The sequence below is a fragment of the Hymenobacter properus genome (assembly GCF_015694735.1).
Lineage (GTDB): Bacteria > Bacteroidota > Bacteroidia > Cytophagales > Hymenobacteraceae > Hymenobacter > Hymenobacter properus.
On the sequence record NZ_JADQDP010000004.1, the window covers coordinates 1 to 22,659 of the forward strand.

16 protein-coding genes are annotated in these 22,659 nt (G+C 62.6%); 8 read left to right on the forward strand and 8 right to left on the reverse strand.

Annotation, left to right across the window (positions count from 1 at the left end):
• Positions 1–120 precede the first annotated feature (120 nt).
• The 3 genes from I2I01_RS16550 (at position 121) to I2I01_RS16560 (ending at position 2,318) form a co-directional block, all read left to right on the forward strand.
• Positions 121–1,527, forward strand: a complete 1,407-nt coding sequence (locus I2I01_RS16550; RefSeq protein WP_196287622.1) for a radical SAM protein — start codon at positions 121–123, stop codon at positions 1,525–1,527.
• A 140-nt stretch (positions 1,528–1,667) separates the two neighbouring features.
• A complete protein-coding gene (locus I2I01_RS16555; protein WP_196287623.1) occupies positions 1,668–2,003 on the forward strand; it encodes a hypothetical protein in 336 nt (111 codons plus the stop codon).
• A gap of 15 nt (positions 2,004–2,018) precedes the next feature.
• Positions 2,019–2,318 carry a hypothetical protein gene (locus tag I2I01_RS16560; protein ID WP_196287624.1) on the forward strand — a complete coding sequence of 100 codons (300 nt, stop codon included), beginning with the start codon at positions 2,019–2,021 and terminating at the stop codon, positions 2,316–2,318.
• On the opposite strand, the gene I2I01_RS16565 is transcribed toward I2I01_RS16560, so the two are convergent.
• From I2I01_RS16565 to I2I01_RS16575, 3 genes are all read right to left on the reverse strand, one after another.
• Positions 2,274–3,143 carry an Fpg/Nei family DNA glycosylase gene (locus I2I01_RS16565; RefSeq protein ID WP_196287625.1) on the reverse strand — a complete coding sequence of 290 codons (870 nt, stop codon included), beginning with the start codon at positions 3,141–3,143 and terminating at the stop codon, positions 2,274–2,276. The genes I2I01_RS16560 and I2I01_RS16565 overlap by 45 nt on opposite strands.
• 203 nt (positions 3,144–3,346) lie before the next feature.
• Positions 3,347–4,261, reverse strand: a complete 915-nt coding sequence (locus I2I01_RS16570; RefSeq protein ID WP_196287626.1) for a PhzF family phenazine biosynthesis protein — start codon at positions 4,259–4,261, stop codon at positions 3,347–3,349.
• Between the two features lie 132 nt (positions 4,262–4,393).
• The gene (locus tag I2I01_RS16575; RefSeq protein WP_196287627.1) at positions 4,394–5,362 is read right to left on the reverse strand and encodes a M48 family metalloprotease; all 969 of its coding nucleotides are present in this window, start codon (positions 5,360–5,362) and stop codon (positions 4,394–4,396) included.
• Positions 5,363–5,703: 341 nt separating this feature from the next.
• Here I2I01_RS16575 and I2I01_RS16580 point away from each other — a divergent pair, with 341 nt between their 5' ends.
• The 3 genes from I2I01_RS16580 (at position 5,704) to I2I01_RS16590 (ending at position 11,541) form a co-directional block, all read left to right on the forward strand.
• Complete coding sequence (locus I2I01_RS16580; protein WP_196287628.1) at positions 5,704–6,162, forward strand: hypothetical protein; 459 nt, start codon at positions 5,704–5,706, stop codon at positions 6,160–6,162.
• Between the two features lie 112 nt (positions 6,163–6,274).
• On the forward strand, positions 6,275–6,790 hold the full coding sequence (locus I2I01_RS16585; RefSeq protein ID WP_196287629.1) for an MOSC domain-containing protein: 516 nt from the start codon (positions 6,275–6,277) through the stop codon (positions 6,788–6,790).
• 173 nt (positions 6,791–6,963) lie between these two features.
• A complete protein-coding gene (locus I2I01_RS16590; RefSeq protein ID WP_196287630.1) occupies positions 6,964–11,541 on the forward strand; it encodes a fibronectin type III domain-containing protein in 4,578 nt (1,525 codons plus the stop codon).
• A 254-nt stretch (positions 11,542–11,795) separates the two neighbouring features.
• On the opposite strand, the gene I2I01_RS16595 is transcribed toward I2I01_RS16590, so the two are convergent.
• The 5 genes from I2I01_RS16595 to I2I01_RS16615 form a co-directional block, all read right to left on the reverse strand.
• The gene (locus I2I01_RS16595) at positions 11,796–13,196 is read right to left on the reverse strand and encodes an RtcB family protein (protein ID WP_196287631.1); all 1,401 of its coding nucleotides are present in this window, start codon (positions 13,194–13,196) and stop codon (positions 11,796–11,798) included.
• Positions 13,197–13,358: 162 nt separating this feature from the next.
• Positions 13,359–13,847, reverse strand: coding sequence for an SgcJ/EcaC family oxidoreductase (locus I2I01_RS16600; protein ID WP_196287632.1), 489 nt, complete (start codon positions 13,845–13,847; stop codon positions 13,359–13,361).
• A 99-nt stretch (positions 13,848–13,946) separates the two neighbouring features.
• Complete coding sequence (locus tag I2I01_RS16605) at positions 13,947–15,347, reverse strand: RtcB family protein (RefSeq protein ID WP_196287633.1); 1,401 nt, start codon at positions 15,345–15,347, stop codon at positions 13,947–13,949.
• Between the two features lie 1,447 nt (positions 15,348–16,794).
• Positions 16,795–18,318 (reverse strand): TROVE domain-containing protein, encoded by a 1,524-nt coding sequence (locus I2I01_RS16610; protein ID WP_196287634.1) that lies wholly within the window; start codon positions 18,316–18,318, stop codon positions 16,795–16,797.
• Between the two features lie 103 nt (positions 18,319–18,421).
• Positions 18,422–19,597 (reverse strand): PcfJ domain-containing protein, encoded by a 1,176-nt coding sequence (locus I2I01_RS16615; protein ID WP_196287635.1) that lies wholly within the window; start codon positions 19,595–19,597, stop codon positions 18,422–18,424.
• Between the two features lie 995 nt (positions 19,598–20,592).
• Here I2I01_RS16615 and I2I01_RS16620 point away from each other — a divergent pair.
• Together I2I01_RS16620 and I2I01_RS16625 are read left to right on the forward strand one after the other, a co-directional pair.
• Positions 20,593–21,495, forward strand: coding sequence for a histone deacetylase family protein (locus I2I01_RS16620; protein WP_196287636.1), 903 nt, complete (start codon positions 20,593–20,595; stop codon positions 21,493–21,495).
• A gap of 24 nt (positions 21,496–21,519) precedes the next feature.
• A complete protein-coding gene (locus I2I01_RS16625) occupies positions 21,520–22,542 on the forward strand; it encodes a J domain-containing protein (protein ID WP_196287637.1) in 1,023 nt (340 codons plus the stop codon).
• Positions 22,543–22,659: the final 117 nt, after the last annotated feature.

Genomic DNA, 22,659 nt, shown 5'->3' on the forward strand with positions numbered 1-22,659 from the left:
GGACCTTCTCACGCTAGCAGTCTAAGCGTGAGAAGGTCCTTCGCGGCGCTCAGGATGACAGAAATAATGCTAGCTCCTCCCCTATCTTCCACTGTCGAACTTCCTTTCCCCGCGTCCGCCATGCCCGAACGGCCTTACACTTACTACGATTTCACCCTCAGCCTCTGCCCACAGTGCCTTCGCCGCATCGAGGCCAAGATTGTTTTTGAGGACGGCAACGTGTTCATGCTCAAGCGCTGCCCCGAGCACGGGCGGCAGAAGGTGCGCATTGCCACCGACATTGAGTACTACAAGAGCATCCGCAACTACGTGAAGCCCAGCGAAACGCCGCGGCGCTTTAACGCGGCCACGCACTACGGCTGCCCCTACGACTGCGGCCTCTGCACCGACCACGAGCAGCACAGCTGCCTCACAGTGGTGGAAATAACCGACCGCTGCAACCTCACCTGCCCCACTTGCTACGCCGAAAGCAGCCCCACCCATGGCCGCCACCGCTCCCTGGACGAAGTGGAAGCCATGGTGGACCTGGTGGTGGCCAACGAAGGCGAACCCGACGTGGTGCAGATATCCGGCGGCGAGCCCACGCTGCACCCGCAGTTCTGGGAAATTCTGGATATGTGCAAGCGTAAGCCCATCAAGCACCTGATGGTGAACACCAACGGCGTGCGCCTGGCCAAGGACGAAGCCTTCGTAGCCCGGCTGGCTACCTATGCAGGCGCGTTTGAGGTATACCTGCAGTTCGACTCCTTCCGCGAAGACGTGCTGCTGCAAATGCGCGGCCGCGACCTGCGCGAAGTGCGCCAAAAGGCCATCGAAAACCTGAACAAATACAACCTGAGCACCACGCTGGTGGTGACGCTGCAAAAGGGCCTGAACGACGACGAGATGGGCGCCATCATCGACTACGCCCTCAAGCAGAAGTGCATCCGCGGCGTCACATTCCAGCCCACACAGGCGGCCGGGCGCATCGAGAATTTCCGGCCCGAAATCGACTCATTTTCGCTCACGGAAGTGCGCCAAGGCATCATCGACCAAAGCCCAGTGTTTACGGCCGACGACCTGCTGCCCGTGCCCTGCAACCCCGACGCCCTGGCTATGGCTTATGCGCTGAAACTGGACGGCGAGGTTTTCCCACTAACACGCTACGTCGACCCTGCCGACCTGCTCACCAACGCTGGCAATACCATTGTGTATGAGCGCGACCCCCGCCTGCGCCAGCACATGCTCAAGCTCTTCAGCACGGCCAATACGGTGGACACGGTGGTGCCCGAAATCAACCAGCTGCTGTGCTGCCTGCCGCAGGTGTCGGCCCCCAACCTAAGCTACGAAAACCTGTTCCGCATCATCATCCTGCAGTTCATGGACCCGTGGAATTTCGACGTGCGGGCCGTGAAGAAGTCCTGCGTCCACATTGTGAGCAAGGATTTGAAAATCATCCCGTTTGAAACGATGAACATTTTCTACCGCGACCAGGAAAAGCTAGCGCGGCTGGAAGAGCTGCGGGCCGAGCGGGTGGGCGTTGTGTAATGGAGCCGTTTAAGCCAGTTGGCCCGCCCCGCGGCGAACCGCCCAAATCCAACGGTTGCCTCATTGCCGCGCTCGTCGGGCTCGTATTGCTGCTGATTGGCTGGAGTATGTGCGGTGGGGGGTACTAAATGTTCTAAAAAATGGCTACCAACCCACCTGACAAGAGAAAGCATCCTTACGCCTGGCCCGTGGGCATCAACCTAGCGTTCCTGCTATTCATGGTGGCATTCAACCGGCATAATGGTCCCGGCCTGGGCTTATTCACATTGGCTTTGGCCTTATTTAATGGCTTCCTTGGCTTAGTGTTTCTACTGTTTGAGCGGCTTCTGTTTAGGCGGCAGCGCGGTGCGGGCTACGCGGGTGGATTTTTTCTGTCGTTGCTGCTCCTGTTGATTATCGGGTTTGGCATGTGCGCCAGGGAATCCCGTAACCACCAAGAGGTAGAAGTTATCGAAGACCCAGCACAAATTCACTAAAATCTGTATCCGCTTATGAATAAGCCCACCTTCGGCAGCATTGTTCGCAACAATCTGCTGGTTCTGCTGGCTACGGCCGTGGTGCTGGGTGCAGCAGCCAATATGGGATTCGATGCCGGTATTTTCTTGTTTGGCTTTTTTTACCTGGGCCAGGCGTTATATAATTTAATTCTGGCCATTGCGCACAGTGGCCGCGGCCCCGAAGGTGTGGGCGCCGCGCCTTATTTCGTGAGCATGCTGCTGGTGCTCATCGTGGGCTTCGGGGCGTGCTCAGGCATTTTTATTGTTGCCGGCAGCCTTGGCAACATGCACTGATTCGGGGGCAGGCTGGCACTTGGGGCAGGTGTAGGTAGCGCGTCCTCCCACGTAGTATTTGTCGATTTTTACGTTTTGGTGGCGCGGACAAAACGTGTGGGCGTCGTCGCTGGCCGGCGTGGCCGAGGTGTCCCACTCGCGGGCGTGAATGAGAAAGCTGGCCGGGAAATGCCGGTAGTTGGCATCCTGGTTGATGGTCGTGTTCAGCACCAATTGCACAGCGTCGTGCAGAGCCTTGCCCTCTTTCTCGGTGAGCGTGGCCCCAATGCGCTCAGGGTGAATTTTGGCCTGGAACAGCACTTCGTCCACAATCCAGTTGCCGAGGCCGGCCGTAATGCCCTGGTCGAGCAGAAGCGGCTTCAGCAAGGTTTTGCGGCGGCTAAGTTTCTGGTGCAGTTCGGCGGCGGTTATTTCCAGCGCATCGGGGCCTATTTTTTTGGCTTTCTGGTGGGCAGCCGCGCTATCGGCCAGCCGAATGCGGCCAAACTTGCGCGGGTCGATGAAGGCCAGGCGCAGGCCGGAGTATGCGAGGTGCAGGGCCACGCGGGTGAAGCGCGGGGCGTCGGGCTCGTCGCGGTAGGCGCCCACGTCGCCGGTCATGCCGAAGTGCAGCACCAGCACCTTGCCATTGTCCAGCTCCACAAAGCAGTTTTTGCCCAGGCGCGAAGTGCCCGTGATGGTGCGGCCCACAAGGCCGGCGCGCAGCTCAGCTTCGGGCGTGGCCAGCACGTGGGCATCGTTTACCTGCACGGCGGCAATGGTTTGGCCCACGGCCAGCTCGTCAATAAATCGGCGGTAGGTTTCGACTTCGGGTAATTCGGGCACAGACGGAGTGGTTGGGTTGACGGATTGAATGCTGCGTTTATAATGAACGTCATGCTGAGCGCAGTCGAAGCATCTCTCCCGCTTTGCTAAAATCAATTAGTTGCGCGGGAGAGATGCTTCGACTGCGCTCAGCATGACAGTATAACACAACGTTCTGCTATTGCTTTAAACAGCCCAACTTCCGTCGTAGTTGCACCAGCGCGCTACAAATCCGCCCGCAGGCCGCCTTCCAGCACCACCACGCCAGTACCGCCAATCTGTACCGACTCAATGGCCTCGCGGGGGCCGTGCACCCGTACTTGCACGGTGCCGGCGCGACCCATATCATGCCCCTGCTCGGCAATAAATTCCGCTGAATCGAGATAGCCGTGGTGCCAAAGGTAGGCCGCCATGCCGCCCGTGGCCGAGCCCGTCACGGGGTCTTCCGACACGTCGGGCGGGGTGCCGAAGTGGCGGGCAAAAGTGTGGCCCGCGGGCGTGGCCCCGCCCAGGCAAAACAGGTGCGGGCTAAAGAAGTCGCTGCCGGCGCGGTAGCGGCCCAGCGCGGCGGCATCGGCTACGTGGGCACGGCGCAGGCCAGCGTGGTCGCGCAGGGGTATCATGAGCTGCGGCGTGCCGGTGCTCACCGTCTGGATGGGCGCGCCGGGCAGCAGGTCGTCGGGCGTGAGGCCGAAGAGCGGCAGCACGGTTTCCGGGGCGTGCGTGGCGCCGAAAACGGGCCGGCGCTGCGTCATCCACACCAGGGCCGGCCCACCCGAGGCGCCCGGCAGCACATCAACCCGGATGGGGCCGTGCAGCAAGTGCAGCGTAAGGGTGAGGGCCGCGCCGCCCGCCGGTAGCGCCACCCGGTCGGCGTGCAGCAGGGCCGTGACGGCGGCAATGGTGGGGTGGCCAGCCAGCGGAATTTCCTCGGCCGGCGTGAAGAAGCGCACCGTAAACTCGGCGCTGCCGGGCGCGGCGCGGTTCACGAAAGCCGTTTCCGACTGGTTGAACTCGCGGGCCAGGCGCTGGCGCCGCTCGGGGTCGAGGTCGTCGGCGTCGAGCACCACCGCGCAGGGGTTGCCGCGCAAGGGCTCGGCGGTGAAGGCATCGACCAGCAGAAAAGGCAAATGGAGCATGGTTAAAGGGAACCGTGAAAGAGGAAACGGCCGCGAAGGAACAACAGCCCATCAAAACCCGCCCCGTAACCGCACAAAAAAGCCGACCTACTATGCAGCAGGCCGGCTTTTTTGAACAGGACTAAGCGCTTTTTAGATGGTATCGTGCACTTTGGCTACGCGCTGGCCGGCCTTGTCGTACACATCGCCGCGGGCGGTGATGAACAGGCGGCGCTGCTGGGTATCGGTGAGCACGAAGGGAAACGTTTCGCTGCCGGTACGGCTGATGCGACCCACCACTTCGGCGTTGTCTTCGTCGTCGACGCGGACCACCTTCAGGGCGTTGGTGAGGTAGTAGCGGCGGCTGGGGTCGTTGCGGAACGTGAGCTGGCCCACGAGGCGCACCGCGTCGCCGCTGGTTTGGCTCACGGCCACCATTTCGCGCGAATCGTCGCTATCCGTCTGCACGGTCGGGAACAAGCGCACCGAGGTATTGTCGTAGCTGGGGCGCGAGGCCGGCTGGGGCTTGCTGGCCGCCACCACGGCCGGCGCGGCCGACGGGGCTTTAACTTGGGTGCTGGCCACAATCTGCGTGTTGGCGCGTTGCCAGCCCTGGCCGATGGCCACGAGGCGCGGCGCCCGGCCGGGGTGGGTGGCCGAGCCGCCATCGTCGGGCACGGTGGCCATAGCGGCCTGAGCCTGGGCCAGACTGGCGCCCAGCTTGCGCAGCACGAAGCCCGAAAACTCATCGGCCTCCAGCTCGTCGGCCGGCTGCGAACCACCACCGCGCAGGGTGTGCCCGTTGAGGTGGTGGCCCATTTCGTGGGCCAGGATGCTGATGCCGGCCCAGTCGGTGTGGCCGGCGCGGTTGATTTCGTTTAGGAAATCGGGGTTGTAAAGCAGGTAGCGCTTGCCGTCGTAAATAACGGCCGCGGCGTTATCAACCTCGCGCGTGGAACGCAACTCGAAGCGCGCTTTGAGGCCCACGGCGTCCGTAATCTCACGGATGACATCGGTGGGCGCCGGGGCGGATTGGGCCTGCGCGGCGGGCGCTGCCAGGACCAAGGGAAGGGCCAGCAGCGGAGCAGCCAGCCGGCTCAGAAGACGTGAGAACAAAGTCATAGCAGGCAATCGAAAAAGTGAATGACTAGTAGCGAAACCTAAGGCAAGCGGGATGCCAGAAATGTGACACGGCGCCTTCATCCGGCAACCCGCAGCGGCGCATGCGCCTTGTTATTGTTACAACGAGTAAGCTCGGTTTTCATTGCCGCAGCCCCCTCCGATGGCCGCTTCGCACAACGTACCGGCGGCTGTTGAAATAACGATTCCGCCGGCGTAGCAGTTCAATTGCAAAGAGTCGCACGGCGCCGCTTACGGTTGCGTCGCGGGGCACTGCTGTGGGGCACTGCAGTAGCTTTGTGGCCCCTGCCGCTTGGGCCGGGCCCCCTTCTAGTTTCTTTTTCATGAACCAAGCCCACATTCACCTGCTCGTCAACCACTTGCCCATCGCGGGCAGCCTGTTTGCCGCCGTGCTGCTGGGTGTGGGGTTACTTAAGCGCGATGCGTCGCTGTCGAAAGCGGGGCTGGTGGCCGTGCTGGCGGCCGGCCTGCTGTGCTGGCCCGCCCAGCTCTCGGGCGACGGCGCGGCGGCCGTGGTACAGGGCTTGTCTGGCACAAGCCCTGCCCTCGTCCAGGCCCACGCCACGGCGGCCGAGTTGGCCTTCTGGACGCTGGAGGCCACGGCGGCGCTGGCTTTGTTCGGGCTCTTGCTGCTCAAGAATGCTTCGCCCAAAGCCCGCCTGCTGGCCTGGGCCACGCTGGGGGCCGCGCTGCTCAGCTTTGGGCTGCTGGCGCGGGCCGGTAGCATGGGCGGCCTCATCCGGCACACCGAAATTCGGGAGGGCCTCGACAGGCCCATTTAGCTGTAATACCTCAGCGCTTGGCTTTTTGTGATTGATTCAGGGGCTTTTTCGTAGGCTAAGCCAAAAGTCAACGACGAAAACGCATTAACCAGACTTCCAAAACCTTCCTGCCATGGCATTCCCTTTCTTCGGCGACGACAAGTCGACCGTGGCCCGCCTGCTGGCCACCCTGCCCCAAACCGGCCGCCTGGAGTGGATTGGCCAACGGCCGGTGCGCCGCCAGCCGCTGCTGGCTGTGCCCGAAGCCGAACTAAAAACCGACTCGCACCTGCTCGGCGACCATGCCCGGCCCAAAGCCGGCGGCAAGCGGCAGGTCACGCTCATTCAGCACGAGCACCTGGCGGCGGTGGCCGGCTTTCTGGGCCTCGATGCGCCGCTCGACCCGGCCCGCCTGCGGCGCAACCTGGCGGTGAGCGGCCTCAACCTGCTGGCCCTGAAAAACCGCCAGATTCAAATCGGTGATGAGGTCATTCTTGACATCACCGGCGAATGCCACCCCTGCTCGCGCATGGAAGAAGAGCTGGGCCCCGGCGGCTACAACGCCATGCGCGGCCACGGCGGCCTCACGGCCCACATTGCCCAGGGCGGCCTCATCCGGGTGGGCGATGCGGTGCGGGTGTTGGGTTGACTTGTAGCGGGAATTTTCTTATTTTTAGATGCATTCGGGTGCCCAGGCCCTGACAAAGGAATGCACTTTTTTCGTGCATTTTCATCCTAAAATGGGCCGAAGTCGTATGAGCCGCCACGGGCGGCGCTGCCGTCCTCGTTGGTGATTGTTCATTATTTTTTCCCTTTCATCTTATGTACACACGCCTACTTTCGCGCCCGGACGCGGGCCGGCTACTGAGCCCAAGTCGTTGCCTGAGTATCATTCTGAGTACACTGCTGATTTTAGCGGGCAGCTTCCTTGCCCAGGCACAAACGTCCATTATTGGCCTCGGCACGCTCACGCAGAACGTTTCGGCAGGCAACCCGATTTTCCCGCCGGGCGGCAGCACTGGCGACCAGGGCCTGGCCTCGTTCGACGCGGTTTTGGGCGGCCCGAATTTGCAGTTGCGGAAAATCTTTGGCGTCACGAGCGGCCAGAAGCTGGTGGGCATCGATTTCCGCGCCAGTACGGGCCAGCTGTACGGCCTGGGATATAATTCTCTGACCAATGACGTGCAGCTCTATATGCTATTGGCGGACCCGGCCGACCCGCAACGCGCCGTTGCCGCGCCGGTCAACACCACGCCGGTGACGCTGCTGCTGGGCGGCCCCACGGCGCGCATTGGGTTTGCCATCGAGCCGAATACCGATTCGGTGCGGGTGGTGAGCTCCAACGAAAGCAACTACCGTCTGAGTGTGCTAACCGGCCAGAGCCCCTTGGTGGCTGGTACCGCCACGCCCCGGCCGTTTGGCCCGCTGAATTATGCCAGCCCCGACGCCGCGCTGAACCCAGCCCGCGTGAGCGGCATCGCCTACACGAATTCCTATCCGGGCAGCACGAGCTCAGTGGCTTACACCGTGGACGTGCGTCCCGACCCGAGTGCGCCTCCCGGCGTATTGGCGACGTTGGACCCTGGCTATGCCGGCACGCTGAACAAGGCCGCTGACATTCGGCTGCTAGGGGCGGGCGTGGCCGCGCAGGCGGTGTTGAATCTGGATATTTACTCCAACGGGCCGGGAGTCAACACGGGTTATTTGCTGGAACTAACCGCTCCCAATGCCAGTGGCTACTCTTCCAGCAACATATACGATTTTTCGCTGACCACCGGCGCCGCAACCAACAAGCGAAATGTGGTGCCCGCTTTTAGCTTTACGCCGTTCAACCTGCTGGCCATTGCAGCCGTTCCGCAGGCCACCATCACCAGCCTCGTGCCCCCCTCGGCCGAAGTGGGCACCGCCGGTCTCACGCTCACCGTCAACGGTACAGGCTTTATGCCTGGGGCCACGGTTCAATACAACGGCTCCGACCGCACGACCACCTACGTATCGTCCACGCAACTCAGGGCCGTGTTGACCGCCGCCGACCTGGCCACGGTGGGCTCCTACAACGTGACCGTGACCAATCCGCCCTTCCCCGGCGTGCCCTCGGCCCCGGCCATCTTCCGCGTGACGCCGACCTGCGCGGCTCCCACCAACCTAGTAGCCAGCAACGTGACCAGCAGCTCGGCCACGGTTTCCTTCACGGGCAATGGCTCGGCCACGAGCTATACCGTCACAACTTCGCCGGCCACTACTCCCCAGACGCTGCCCGCTAGCGCTACTTCGGTGAACTTCACCGGCCTCACGCCTGGTACGGCTTACACGGTGAGCATCACCACTACCTGCCCCAGCGGCACAACCGCCCCGGCCACGGTAAACTTCACTACCAACAACGCCGCGCCCACTATCACCAGCCTTTCGCCGGCGGCGGTGACGGCTGGGGCCGCCGCCCAAACCCTGACGGTGAACGGCACGGGCTTCATTAGCGGCTCAACGGTGAGTTTCAACGGTACCACGCGGGCCACCACGTTTGTATCGGCCACGCAGCTCACCATTCAGCTCACGGCCGCCGACCAGGCCACGCCTGGCACCTACAACGTGACCGTGACCACGCCCGCTCCGGGCGGCGGCACCTCGGCCCCGGCCACCTTCACCGTGAACGCGGCAGCCTGCAACGCACCCTCGGGCCTGGCGGCTAGCAGCGTGACCAGCAGCTCGGCCACCGTGACGTTTACGGGCAGCGGCACGGCCACCGGTTATACGGTGACCACCTCGCCGGCCACTACGACGCAGACGCTGCCCGCCGGGGCTACTTCGGTGAACTTTACCGGCCTCACGCCCAGCACCACTTATACGGTGAGCATCACCACCATTTGCCCCAGCGGCACCGCCGGCCCGGCCACGGTAAACTTCACTACCAACAACGCTGCGCCCACCATCACCAGCCTTTCGCCGGCGGCGGTGACGGCTGGGGCCGCCGCCCAAACCCTGACGGTAAACGGCACGGGTTTCATCAGCAGCTCGACGGTAAGCTTCAACGGCACCACGCGGGCTACCACGTTTGTATCGGCCACGCAGCTTACCATTCAGCTCACGGCCGCCGACCAGGCCACGCCCGGCACCTACAACGTGACCGTGACCACGCCCGCTCCGGGCGGCGGCACCTCGGCCCCGGCTACGTTCACCGTGAATGCGGCGCCTTGCAATGCGCCTTCGAACCTGGCCTCCACCAACGTAACCAGCAACTCGGCCACCGTCACGTTTACCGGCAGTGGCACGGCCACGGGCTACACCGTGACCACCTCGCCGGCTACCACGACGCAGACGCTGCCCGCCGGGGCTACTTCGGTGAGCTTCAGCGGTCTGACGCCGAGCACGTCTTACACGGTTAGTATTGTGAGCAACTGCGCCGGCGGGGCTACGTCTAGCGCGGCCACGGTTGGTTTCACCACTCAGGCCGCACCGCTGACGGACCTGACCGTGAGTACGACGCAAAACGTGCAGGGCAGCTACAACAACGTGACCGTGACGGGCTCCGGCAATGCCATTCTTACCGGTACGCTGAACGTAGCGGGCACCCTGACCGTGCAAACGGGCGGCGGCCTGGTGCAAAACTGCCAGCTGGTGACAGGCACCGGCAGCTTCGTGCTGCAGGCCGGCGCCAACCTCGTGATTTGCGACCCGGCCGGCATCACGGCCTCGGGCGCTACGGGCGCTATTCAGTTAACTCCCCGTTCTTTCAGCCCCGATGCCAGCTACGCTTACAACAACCCCGGCACGGCGCAGGTGACGGGCTCGGGCCTACCGAGCCGCGTGCTCAACCTGGTGGTGGCCAACTCGGCCGGCCTTACGTTGAGCCAAGCCTTGAGCGTGACTCAGGTGTTGCGCCTGCAAACCGGCAACCTGAATACCAACAGCCAAGCCCTGACGCTGCTCTCGTCGGCTGCCGGCACGGCCATTGTGGACAACACGGGCGGCGTGGTGAGCGGCCTGGCCACGGTGCAGCGCTACATCACGCCCACCAACCCGGGCTTGGGCTACCGCCACTACAGCTCGCCGGTGACGCGCAACACGACCGTGGCCACCAGCAACACGGTGGCTGACCTGGCTACTACCAACTTCACGCCGGTGGTGAACCCGGCCTACAATACTTCCAACACTCCCCGCCTGGTGACCGCCTACCCCAACGTGTTCTATTATGACCAGTCGCGCCTGGCCACCAGCAACGCCTCCTACGCGGTGGGCGATTTCGACAACGGCTTCCTCTCGCCGAACGCGCTGACCGACGTACTGGTGACGGGCCGGGGCTACACCGTGAACCTCAGCAGCAACAATCTGGTCGATTTCCAGGGCACGCTCAACACCGGCACGTATGCAACGGGCACGCTGCCCCGCGGCGCGCAGACCAACGCCGGCTGGCAGTTTTTGGGCAACCCCTATCCTTCGGCTATCGACTTCACTACCGTGCGGGCCAACTCGACGGGCATGGAAGACGCGCTGTATGTATTCAAGAGCAGCGGCCAGTACACGGGCGCTTACGCAGGGTACGTGAACGGGCAATCTGTGAATGGTGGCACCAACCTGGTACCGGTGGCCCAGGGCTTCTTCATGCGGGCGCAGGTCGGCGGCGGGGCAGTGACTTTCACCAACAGCAGCCGCCTGACTACCTATGACACCACGCCCTTCCAGCGCACCACCGCCGACACCCGCCCGCGCCTGACCCTGTCGCTGGGCACGGCCAGCCTGCGCGCGCAAACCGTGGTGTACTTCGAGGCCGGCGCTACGGCCGCCTTCGATAGCCGCTTCGACGCCCACTACCTGCCGGCCACCAACGGCCTGACGCTGGCCACCGAAACGCCCGCCGGCGAGTTCCTCGCCATCAGCGGCCAGCCGACCTTGACGGGTGCCGACGTGGTGCTGCCCCTGCAACTGGCCGTGGCTACTGCCGGCACCTACACGCTGGCCGTGGATGACCTCTCCCACCTGCCCGCCGGCTACCACGCCTACTTGCGCGACGCCCTTGCCGGCACCTACACCGACCTGGCCACTACGCCCATGGTGAACCTGACGCTGGCCGCCAACGCCGCCCCCGGCGGGCGCTATGCCGTGGTGTTCACGCCGCAGGCCCGCGTGCTGGCCACGGCCCCGGCCGCACTGGCCAAGCTAGCCACCGTGTACCCCAACCCGGCCCACGGCTCGGCCACGCTGCTGCTGCCGGTGGCCCTACGCGGCCAGCAAGCCACCAATGTGTCGGTGGTTGATAACCTGGGCCGCACGGTGCTCACCCGGACGCTGGCCGCCGGTGCCGCCGAAACGCTGGAGCTGCCCCTGAGCGGCCTGGCCCCGGGCGTGTACTCGGTGCAAGCCCGCACGGCCTCCGGCCTCGTGGTGAAACGCCTCGTGGTGGAATAAGCCACTGCTGCGGAAAGCGCTTTAGCAGCGCCCCGAATGAAGAGCCCCGCCTGATTACAGGCGGGGCTTTTTTGTTGATAGCTACACCACAAAAGCTGGACGGCAGCTGATTTTATGGACGTTGATTCTGCGGCAATAAAAAACCTCCCGCCAAAGACGGGAGGCTTTCCTAGCTATGAAAACAACTGTCTCCTGTAGAAGACATAGGGACATTTACGTTGAAACTCAGGTAGTCGGTTTGTAAAACTTGGATTTTAGGCGCCATCCATTCGCACTATTTTGGGAGTGAAAGAACCCAGCACGTCCACCAGGTCTTGCTGGTGCGCCATCACCTGCCGGATGTCTTTGTAGGCGGCCGGGGCTTCGTCAAGGCCGCCGCCTAGCAGGTCCACGCCGTGGTCGCGCAGTTCGCGGCGCAGCTCGCCTTCGGTGATTTTAGCTTTGGCCTGGGTGCGCGAGAGGCGCCGCCCGGCCCCGTGCGAGGCCGAGTTGAGCGACTCCCGTTCGCCGCGCCCGCGCACGATGAAGCCCGGGGCCGTCATGGAGCCGGGAATGATGCCGAGCACGCCTGCCCCGGCCGGCGTGGCGCCCTTGCGGTGCACAATGGCCGTGCGCCCGTCGGCCAGCACTTCCTTCCAGGCAAAATTGTGGTGGTTTTCGACCTGGGCCAATGGCTTCTCGCCCAACGCCTGGCTCAGGCGGCGGTGAATGTCGTGGTGGCAGGCCGAGGCGTAGTCGCCGGCCAGGCTCATGGCGGCCCAATACTCCTGCCCTTCCTGCGAGTCGAGCGAGAGCCAGGCCAGGTGCCGCGCCTCGGGCGGCAGGGGGCATTTGTCCATGGCCACTTTAGTGTAGTGCTGCGCAATGGCCGCGCCCAGCCCGCGCGAGCCGCTATGCGAAAGCACGCCCAGGTACTGCCCCACAGGCACGCCTAGGTCGTTTTTCGCATCGGTAATGTCCACCAGGCCAAACTCCACAAAGTGGTTGCCGGAGCCCGACGAACCCAGCTGCTTCACAGCCGACTCACGCTTCTGGCGCGCCACGGCAATTTCCCGGAATTCGGGCCGGTCAAAAATGGGGTCGTCCATGTTTACCTGCTTGAAGACCTCTTTGTTGCCAAACTTGGTGTGGTGTAGCAGCAGCTTGCGCAACTCGTCGCGCCGCTGCTCCAGGTACTTGGGCGGCAGCTCAAACACCGACAGAGCCATGCGACAGCCAATGTCCATGCCCACGCCGTAGGGAATCACCGCGTTGTCGGCCGCCAGCACGCCCCCGATGGGCAAGCCGTAGCCCTGGTGGGCGTCGGGCATGAGCGCGCCATCCAGGGTGATGGGCAGTTGCATAGCAACGTCCATCTGTCGCCGGGCGCCGTCCTCGATGAAGTCGTTGCCATAGCGGCGGTAGTCTTTGATGGCGGGGCTCAGGGCCACGTCGCGGCTGGGCTGGGGCACGAGTTCCTGGGCCACGGGGCGCCAGTTTTCGTCGCGCACGTATTTGAAGGGGTCGTCCTTGATTTGCTTGAGCAGGGCCAGGGCGCTGCCTTTGTCCATCTTTTTGAATTCCTTGCGGGCCAGCACGTCGAGGGCGCGGTTGATGGCCGGGCCTTCGGGGTAGCCAATTTTGCGGAGGTCGTTGCCGCGGAGTTGGTTTGCCATAGCAGGAGTCGGGAAAGGGTGTGAGTCTTTCTCTACGCCGCAGGAATGGCGATGTTTGAGAATGGCCGGCACAAATAAAAAAGCCTCAGCTGTAGCAGCTGAGGCTTTTCAGTACCAGAATCGGATTGCTGACCAAGCGGTTTACCATTTGGCTCCGCTTGGCTATTTCTTGTATACTGGCGGTATTCCTGTATCGAGCAACTTCGAGTTGTGCATTACTTTGATTAGCCAGCGGCCATCGGGCTCTTTCGTTGCGACCCAGTTCATCAAAAACTTTATTGGTGGCATGTCTTTGCCGTCGAAGGTTTTGCCACCGGTTACATCGGTCTGAACGTCGACGGCAGCCACATCGGGCCGAATAAACCGGATTTTGGTATTGGCTATTTTCTGGGCGCCGTTTTTGTAGACGACCGTGAGTATCGGCACATGGAATGTTTCAATGTTAGCGCGTCCGTGTGCCGACTGGCCGACCCAATTGGTGAAGTCCGCATCTTCCGTAAAAGCAGCCGCAAAAGCCTTTGTATCGTGGGCATTGAAGGCGGCATTAAAGCTTTCTATGAGCGACTTCACTGCCGTTTCATCGGCCGATTGGGCCTGGGCCAGCGACGTAAAACCAAGGCCTAATGTGAGGAGTAGGAAGCATTGTTTCATGAGCTCATGTGCATTAGTTGCAATACGATAAAGCAAAGCTATTCCATTTCACCTTGCACTGCTAAACACCTCTGAGATAAGAAGCTAGCGAATGAGGTTTTACGCCCCGTCCATCCGCACAATCCTGGGCGTGAACGAACCCAGCACGTCCACTAATTCGCGCTGGCTAGCCATCACGGCGCGGATGTCCTTGTAGGCCTGCGGAGCCTCGTCGAGCCCGCCGCCGATGAGCTCGATGCCGTGCTCAGCGAGGTACTTGCGCACCTGGCCTTCGCCCAGTTCGGCCTTGGCGCGGGTGCGCGACAACAGCCGCCCCGCTCCGTGCGAAGCCGAAGCCAGCGACTCGGCCACGCCCCGGCCGCGCACGATGAAGCCAGGCGCTGTCATCGAGCCGGGGATGATGCCCAGCACGCCCGCGCTGGCCGGCGTGGCGCCCTTGCGGTGGGTGATGACCTCGCGGCCATCGGCCAGCCGTTCTTTCCAGGCGAAGTTGTGGTGGTTTTCCACCTTTGCCAGGGGTTTTTCGCCCAGGGCTTTGGCCAGGCGGCGGTGAATCTGCTCGTGGCAGGCCGAGGCGTAGTCGCCGGCCAGCGTCATGGCGGCCCAGTATTCCTGGCCGGCTTCAGTGTCGAGGCCGAGCCAGGCGAGGTGCTGGGCTTCGCCGGGCAGTTGGCACACGTCCTTGGCCAGCTTAGTGTAGCGCTCGGCGATGCCGGCGCCCAGCCCCCGCGAGCCGGAGTGCGACAACACGCCCAGGTACTGGCCTACGGGCACACCCAGCTCGTTTTCCGCCTCGGTGATTTCGACAATGCCGAATTCTACGAAGTGGTTGCCGGAGCCGGATGTTCCTACTTGCTCAGCAGCCTTATCGAGCTTGTTTTTCAGGAAAGGAATTTCTCGGAACTCGGCTCGGTCAAGCACGGCGTGGTCCAGCCGCTGGCCGCGCTCGAAGCCACGGCCGCTGCCGAAACGAGTGTTTTCGAGCAGCAGGCTGCGCAGCTCCTGGGTACGCTGCGCTAGGTATTTGGGTGGCAAATCGAACACCGACAGGGCCATGCGGCAGCCGATGTCGACGCCCACGGCGTAGGGAATCACGGCGTTATCCGTGGCCAGTACGCCGCCGATGGGCAGGCCGTAGCCGTGGTGGGCGTCGGGCATGAGCGCGCCGGCCACGGTCACGGGCAGTTTCATGGCCGTTTCCATTTGGTGGATGGCGCTAGGGTCGATGTGCTCGGCCCCGAACACGGCGTAATCCTTGCGCTCTACCAGGCCGATGTGGCGGTTGGGCGGGGGCAGCAGGGCCGCGGCCGTGTGGCTCCAATCCAGGTGCGTGAGGTAGTCGTTGGGGTTGGCTAAAAGTTGACCTAGCAAAGCCAGCTGGTCGGTTTGAGAGAGTTTCTTGAGGTGCTTGCGCTGCAATTGGGCCAGCGCGAGCCCGATGGCACGGCCCTCGGGGAAACCGAGGTTTCGGAGGTCGTTGCCGCGTAGTTGTGAGGCCATGAGAATGGTTGTGGCACGAGGCGGGGGCGCTTAAGTAGGCCTCCGTCGTTGATTGATGAAAAAGAAATAAAACGGGCCGGGCAACAGGCGCAGCGCCTACATATGTGCTCTAACCAACTGAGCTACCGCGGGCCGAAGCCCACGGGCCGGCCTCGAACCGGCGACCCCATCGTCCTTAACGAAGTATGGCGGTGCTACGGCACCAGCCCGTTTTATCCAGAAAAACCGAAGCAATAAGCGTCTCGCGTGGTGGCCCCGCAGGGCCGACGTGGCATGTCGAAGTAGCGCGAGACTACGGCATCCGGTTAGGTTTGTAGCGTGGACTCTGCGAGTCCGCGCCTGGGTGAACGTTTTGCAATGCGCGGACTCGCAGAGTCCACGCTACATCAACAAAACCTGTCCGGGGCAACATGCGCCCGGCCTTTCCTGCTCTACCAACTGAGCTACGGCTACTGCTTGCGCAGTTTCCGGCGGGATTCGAACCCGCGACCTGGGCATTAGGAGTGCGAAGTATGGCCGGGCTACGACACCCGGACAGGAATTGAATTCAATGCATTGGGGCAAAAAGCGACTGGTGTCTATTAAATAGCGCGTCTACCAATTTCGCCACTTGCAGTTTTCACGCTGCAAGACGGGACTCGAACCCGCAATTCTTTACAGAACTGATTTCCGAAGTATCACCAGTCTACGGCACCCAATGCAAGCTTTTGTTTCCGGGCGGGGCAACAGGCGCCGGGCCAGTCGGTATGGCCCTACCGTTACGCAGTTACGCCCTGCCTTGCGGCAGCACTTCGGGAGTCGAACCCGCGACCATACCTGGGAATGGCGAAGAACGGCCCGGCTACGGCACCCATCCAGAAACGTATTTTTTAACTTAACTCCCGAAAAATTCAGGGCAACAAGCGGCGGGCGTGTCAACCGCAGCCGGGGCTGCGGAGGGGGATTCGAACCCAGTCTCTCTGATTAACAGTCAGATTTCAACCAACGAAGTAACGCCCGCCTACGGCACCCGAACCAAGCGGATTCTGCCGGGGTGGGACGGGTCACCGCAGTGGCCCCGTCCCGGTCGGCGACTACCCCGAGTGGGCAGCCGTCTTCCTCATGTCGGCAGTTTTTAAACGTGAGTCATGTAGTTTTTATTTTAAAGCAGTTCCCAAAAGCAAGGGGAATGAGCGGCGGGCCACATTTGATGAAGGGATTCGAACCCTCGCCGCCGAAGCGGCCACCCAGCACCCGCGAAGTAGGCCACGCCTACGCCACCTTGCACCGCAGCGGCCGGGGGTTCCGCTTTATTGCCCGGCCGGTTTTTGTTGTTTTTCTGTCATCCTGAGCGCAGCGAAGGACCTTATTAACGAAGAACGGTTCGCAGTAATTCTGTTAAACGCGACCGTGATAAGCTCCTTAGCTACGCTCAGGATGACAGATGATTTATATCTGCATTAGACAGTTACAAATCAATTTTCTCAATCTCCGTCAGGGCCGAGCCGCCGTTATCCAGCGCGCTCAGCACGTCAAATACCTTGTCGGACCAGCCGGCGATGAGGGCCACGCCCGTTTCGGGGCGCACCTCCAGCGGGGCGGTGCCGTGCCCGGCTAGGTCGAAGAGGTAGAGGCGGGCATTTGGCGCCACGGTGCGACGGTAGTCGGCCCAGATGCGACCGAACACTCCGCCATCACCGGTGCTGTTCCAGAGCTGGCAGTCGGTGAAAATCATCACCTTGTCTACCACCTCGCGGCGCAGCAACAGCTCCTCTACCACTAGGTGGCCGTTGGTGGCGTAGCCCACCTCGCCTTCGCGCTGGTAGAGTTCATCCACGTTGCGCAGCACCGGGCCGCGGGGCAGGCTGATGCGCTTCCAGATGTTGCCGAACATGCCGGTAATCACGTTCTGGCAGCGGCTCTGCAGCAACATGCTAAGCACCAGACCCACGTCGTAGAGCAGCACTTTGCTGCGAGCCGAAATGGGTTGCTGCATCGAGCCCGACACGTCGCAGGCCAGCACCACGCGGGTGTCGTGCCCGAAACCGCGCAGGTTCACGGCGCTGTGCGCAATGGCCGTTTCCAGGGCTGCCAGTACGCCGGCCACGTGGCCGCTTTGCAAGGCTTTCACCTCGCGGTAAGCGGCCAGGAAGCGGAACGGCAGCTGCTTGCTGCGCGCCACCGCAAACCGGTCGGCCAGGGTGTCGCACACCTGCTCCATCGTGGCCGCCGAAATATTGGCTTCCATGATGTTGCGCAGGTTGCGGAGCAAAGCCATGTAGCCCAGCTTGCCACTGCCAATGAGCGTTTCCCAGGTTTGGCGGACGGCCGTTTGCCGGTCCGCATCGGAAGCGTAGGTCCCCTGCCCTACCGCCGAAAGCTCGGTTTCCCAAGTGTAGGGCGTGGGCAGTTCACCGCGCACCAGCTGGTCGAACAAGGCTTGCTGGGCCTCGTCTTTCGCATTCGGGTGAACGAGAAAGAGGGCATCACGCAGGCGCACCGCGCCGTCACGGTCGTACTTGGCCAGCTGGTAGCCGTCGAAACGGTTGAAGCTGAGCGCCAAGCCTTTCTGCAGCTGCTTGGAAAGGCGGTTGAGGATTTTGGTCCCGCTCCGGGTGTTGGCCTGGGCGTAGAAGGCCAGCAATTCTGTGATTTCATCGGGGCGCTGCACCACGCGGGCCACCAGGCGGCTCACGAGGCTGTCGCCACGGTGCAGGCGGGCCAGTTCCACGCACAGTACCAGCGGCACTGAGCGCAGGTTCAACCGCTCGCGGGCATACACCGCCAGCTGCGCCACAAAACGCGGCTCGTTCTTCGCCACCAGTTCGCGCAGGCGCGCCAAGCGGGTGTCGGCTTTTTCGTAGAACTGGTCGCTGAGCGCGGCGGTAGCCACGGCGGCGTACAGCTCCACCGCCGGGGTGAGCGTGAAGGCGGGTGCGCCTTCGTGGTTTACCGTGGGAGCGGCTTTGCGGGAGAAGAAGTTGAAGCGCATAGTGGTGGGAATTAGAAGGATTGATTTTGAAATGAGCGCTAAGCGAGCAGGCATTTAGCGCACAAGCAGTAAGAGCATTAGCTCTTGTTTTGAATAGACTGTGTTATCCGGCAACGTGAACGTGCCGGGACAGCACCAGACGAGCTTCGTCGAGCCACTGGTTTACCCACTTGCTCTCGGCGGCGGTCATCCAGCGGTTGTGCTTGCCGCGCACCTGCACCAGTTTGCGGCTGGCGTCCACTTCCAGGGTCAGGGCGCGGGCCCCGTCCACGGTGAGGGAGAAGATGCCGCAGCGGCCCTGCCGGCACGATTGCAGGTAGGTGGCCACGCAGTGGTGCAGCGCCCGCCCCTCTGCCACCAACTGGCCGTAGGTAAGGAGCTGCTCGATGCGGACCGGGCCGTCCACGAAATCGGCCACGGGCAGGCCGGTCCAGCGGTGGTTGGCGTCCGGCTCCACCTCGCCCAGGCGCCGGCGCTCGCGGGCCTGGCCCTGGTGCCAGCGCTCGGCCTGGGCCAGCACCGACGCCATGCTGCGGCCCTTCAGCGAAAAGCCCGGCTGCGGCGGCTCGGGGCCGATGCCCACGCTGCGCTTCTGGTGAATCCAGTCGCACACGGGGCCAAAGTGCCGCGGGTCGACCATGGGCGCGGCCACGAAAAAGTCGACCACGCTCAGCCAGAAGTCATCGTCGAGCAGCGGCGCCCGGCCCAAGCGCGACTCCATCACCAAGCCCCACCATTCCAGCGCGTCGCGGGCCGCGAGTTGGGCGTAGCGCAAGGCTTCGCGAAACGTGCAGCCAGCGGGGGCCTGCCGCATGCCGTGCTCCAGCCGTTTGCTGAGTTTCACGGGCAGGCCGGCGAAGCTGCGCAGCGAGCGGCCCCAGCCCAAGTGCAGCGTCAGGTCGGGCAGGTTTACGCCATCCTCCACCAACGACGGCTGCGTCCAGGCGTTGAGCAGCCAAGCCGGCAGGTTGCCGTACTGGTCGAAGAGGTGCTGTACCAGGCTCACCAGCTGCCGGAAAGCGTTGTTGCTCTTCGGCTTCCAGTCGGCCAGTTCGCGCACCCGCTGCTGGTAGCGTTCGGCCAGCGCCGCCACGGCCGGGCCCAGCTCGGGCCGGAACAGCAGCGCCATTGGCTTGGTGGCCAGCAGCTGCAGCGCCTTGCGGATGCTGTGTTGCACGGCCACCGGCCGGCCCATCACACAAGCCGCGTAGAGGTGCGCCAGTTCCGAGTGCACGCCCACGGCATTGTACAAGTCGCGCGGCGAGGGAAAGGAAAACATATAATCAACTTTCTTCGACAGGGGCCATTTGCGCCAGTCGACGTGCCGCGCGAGGGCGGCACCAGCCTCTTGCCAGCGGAGGGTTGCCGCCGGAATCGGTTTGTTACGGTTTGCCATAAAGCGGGAGCCTGCCCGCAGACAGTGCCTAGCTAGGTTTTCGATAGGGAGAAGTGGGCGCCCGCAGGGAGCGGCCCGGTTTCAGCCGTTTTTGGTTTCGCGCAGGGCGCAACCGGTGGGCCGCTGGCTGGAGCGGCTGGCCCATTGCAAGGGGCCGATGAGCGGGAGGAGGAGCTAAGAAGCGCATGGTGAAAACAGAAATTAAAAAGGTGGAAATGCAGAAATACGCAGCGGAATTATCGCGCAATAATTAATTAACCGAAATTCAGTTTTTACTCGATTTGGATTAGGCGCACCTTTCCTGTTCAAATAAAAACGTGTTTTTATTTGGCAATTAATTACACGAAAAAGCCCGGCCTTGAGGGCCGGGCTTTTCTATTTCGCGGGAGTTTGCGCCGAGGTTATCAGCGTTTCCAACAAAGAAGAGAAGCACGGCCGCACCCATCCAGCAAGCCACCATCGGGCCGGAGCTGGAACTGTTTGGGCAGGTAACTGGGGCGGATATTGCGCATGGATTGAATGAGGCAAGCGGTTGAAAACCGGCTAGCAACAAAAAACCCGAGCTTATGGGCTCGGGCGGTGTCGGGTTTCAGCGGGGTGCTGAAATCAGGCAAACGTACCGAGCGGAGACAGCCAACCTAGCTGTTTCTTATCCGAATTACTGGTGAGGAATGTGTGGCGGTACATGGTTGTTTGCTTTTGGTGCGACAAAGGTTTGTAATTAATTTTTATCACGCAAATTATTTTCAAATTAATTATTAAATATTTTTCTCAACCCGCGAATTCAAATGAATTAAGCAGATTTTATCAATAAATATTTTTTTCGCCCTCATCCAAAAACAAGAACTCCGACCCCGGCTTTCTGGTATTACGGCTACATGCCCCGCCTCGCCACTTCCGACCACTATACCCTCGACCTGCCCGCCGGCCACCGCTTCCCCATCGCCAAATACGCCCTGATTCGGGAGCAGCTGTTGTGGCAGGGCATTGCGGCGCCGGAGGACTTTTATGAGCCGGGGCTGTGCGCCGAGGAAGATGTGCTACGGGTGCACACGGCCGAGTACTGGCACAAGGTGCGCGACTTGCAGCTCTCGGCCCGCGAGGTGCGCAACCTGGGGCTGCCACAAAGCCCGCAGCTAGTGCGCCGCTCACTGAGCAGCAGCGCGGGCACGTTGCAATCGGCCTTGCGGGCCCTGCGCGATGGCATCGGGCTGAACCTGGCGGGCGGCACCCATCACGCCTTTGCTGACCGAGGCGAGGGATTTTGCGTGCTGAACGACCAGGCCATTGCCGCCGCGCACCTGCTGGCGCACGGGCTGGCCCGGCAGATTCTGATAGTGGATTTGGATGTGCACCAGGGCGACGGCACGGCCAGCATTTTCTGGGATGAGCCGCGCGTGTTCACGTTTTCGATGCACGCCGGGGCCAATTATCCGCTGCGCAAGGAGCAGTCGGACCTGGACATTCCGCTGGCGCTGGGCACCGGCGATGCCGAGTATCTGGCGCAGCTCTCCGCTACGCTGGCGCCGCTGGTGGCGCGGGTGCGGCCCGATTTCATCTTTTACCAGGCCGGCGTGGATGTGCTGGCAACCGACAAGCTGGGCAAGCTGGCGCTCACGCCGGCCGGATGCCGACAGCGCGATGAACTGGTGCTGGGCCTGTGCCGGGCGCAGCATTTGCCGGTGGCCGTGAGCATGGGCGGCGGTTACTCCGAGCGGCTGGCCGACATCGTAGACGCGCACTGCAACACGTTTCGAGTAGCGTTTGAACTGTGGCCCTAGGCCCCGGGCGTACCTTTGCCGGCGATGAAAAACCCCAATTCCGCGCATCCCAACCGCATTACGGTTCCCGTTCGCACCGATGAGCAGCCCACCGGCACGCCTGCGCAACAGGCCTTCCGGCAAGCTATTCTGGACGTGGAAAACCTGCGCGAGCGGCTGCGCGACCTGCGTGCCGAGCAAGCCGAGGCCCGGCGACGTTACTGGCAGCAGGTGGGGCCGGCAGCTGCGGCCGTGGTGGCAGCCCGGCGCGACCTATTTCCGGCGTTGGAAGAAGCCCTGCTGCTGGGCTACTTCAGCCGCCTGGAGGAGCAGCAGATTACAGAAGTAATTCTGGGCAACGCGCGGGCCCTAGAAGACCGGTTTGGGGAGGACGAGGGCGAGATAATTCGCAAGTATGCGCCCCACGGGCGTGGCCCCGGAGCGCAGTTCGATAAACAACCAAACGAGACCAAGGCGGAGGCTGCGCCCGAATTTATCCCCGACCCCACCCTGCCACCGCACGAGCAAGCCGCCCAGGCCGCCCGCGCCCGCCGCAAAACCAAGGCCCAACGCCAGCAGGAAGCCGCCGCCCAAGCCGCCCGCGCCGACCAGCAGCAACTCGAGTCCAACGCCAAAACCATCTACCGCCAGCTGGCCCGCCAGCACCATCCCGACCTGGAGCGCGACCCCGAAAAGCAAGCCGCCCGCACGGCCCTGATGCAGCGCATCACCGAAGCCTACGAGGCCGACGACCTGTACACGCTACTCCAGCTATTGGCCGAATCGGGCCCCGCCGACGCGGAGGCCGACGACGTGCTGGCCCGCTACACCCGCGCCTTGCTCCAGCAGCAAACCCAGCTGAAGCAGCAAATGAACGAACTGAAATACGGCCCCAACGGCTTCGTCACGGGCTCGGGCCGCAAGCAAGAATTGGAATTGCGCCAACTCAAGCGCGACCTGCGGGCTGAGGCGGAATACGTGCAGCACATCGGGCGCATGATAAGCGAAGCCGCCGGGCTGCGCGAGGTGCTGCGGCAGTTGGCCGCCGAAGGCCTAACGAGTATTTAAAGCTTGAATCTGTGAATAATTGTAGGGTCTGTTAGCAACCCCCGTTAGAACATCATGCAGCGCGCAGCGAAGCATCTCGCTTGTGGCAGTAATCACTGCTTCTGCGACGAATCAAGC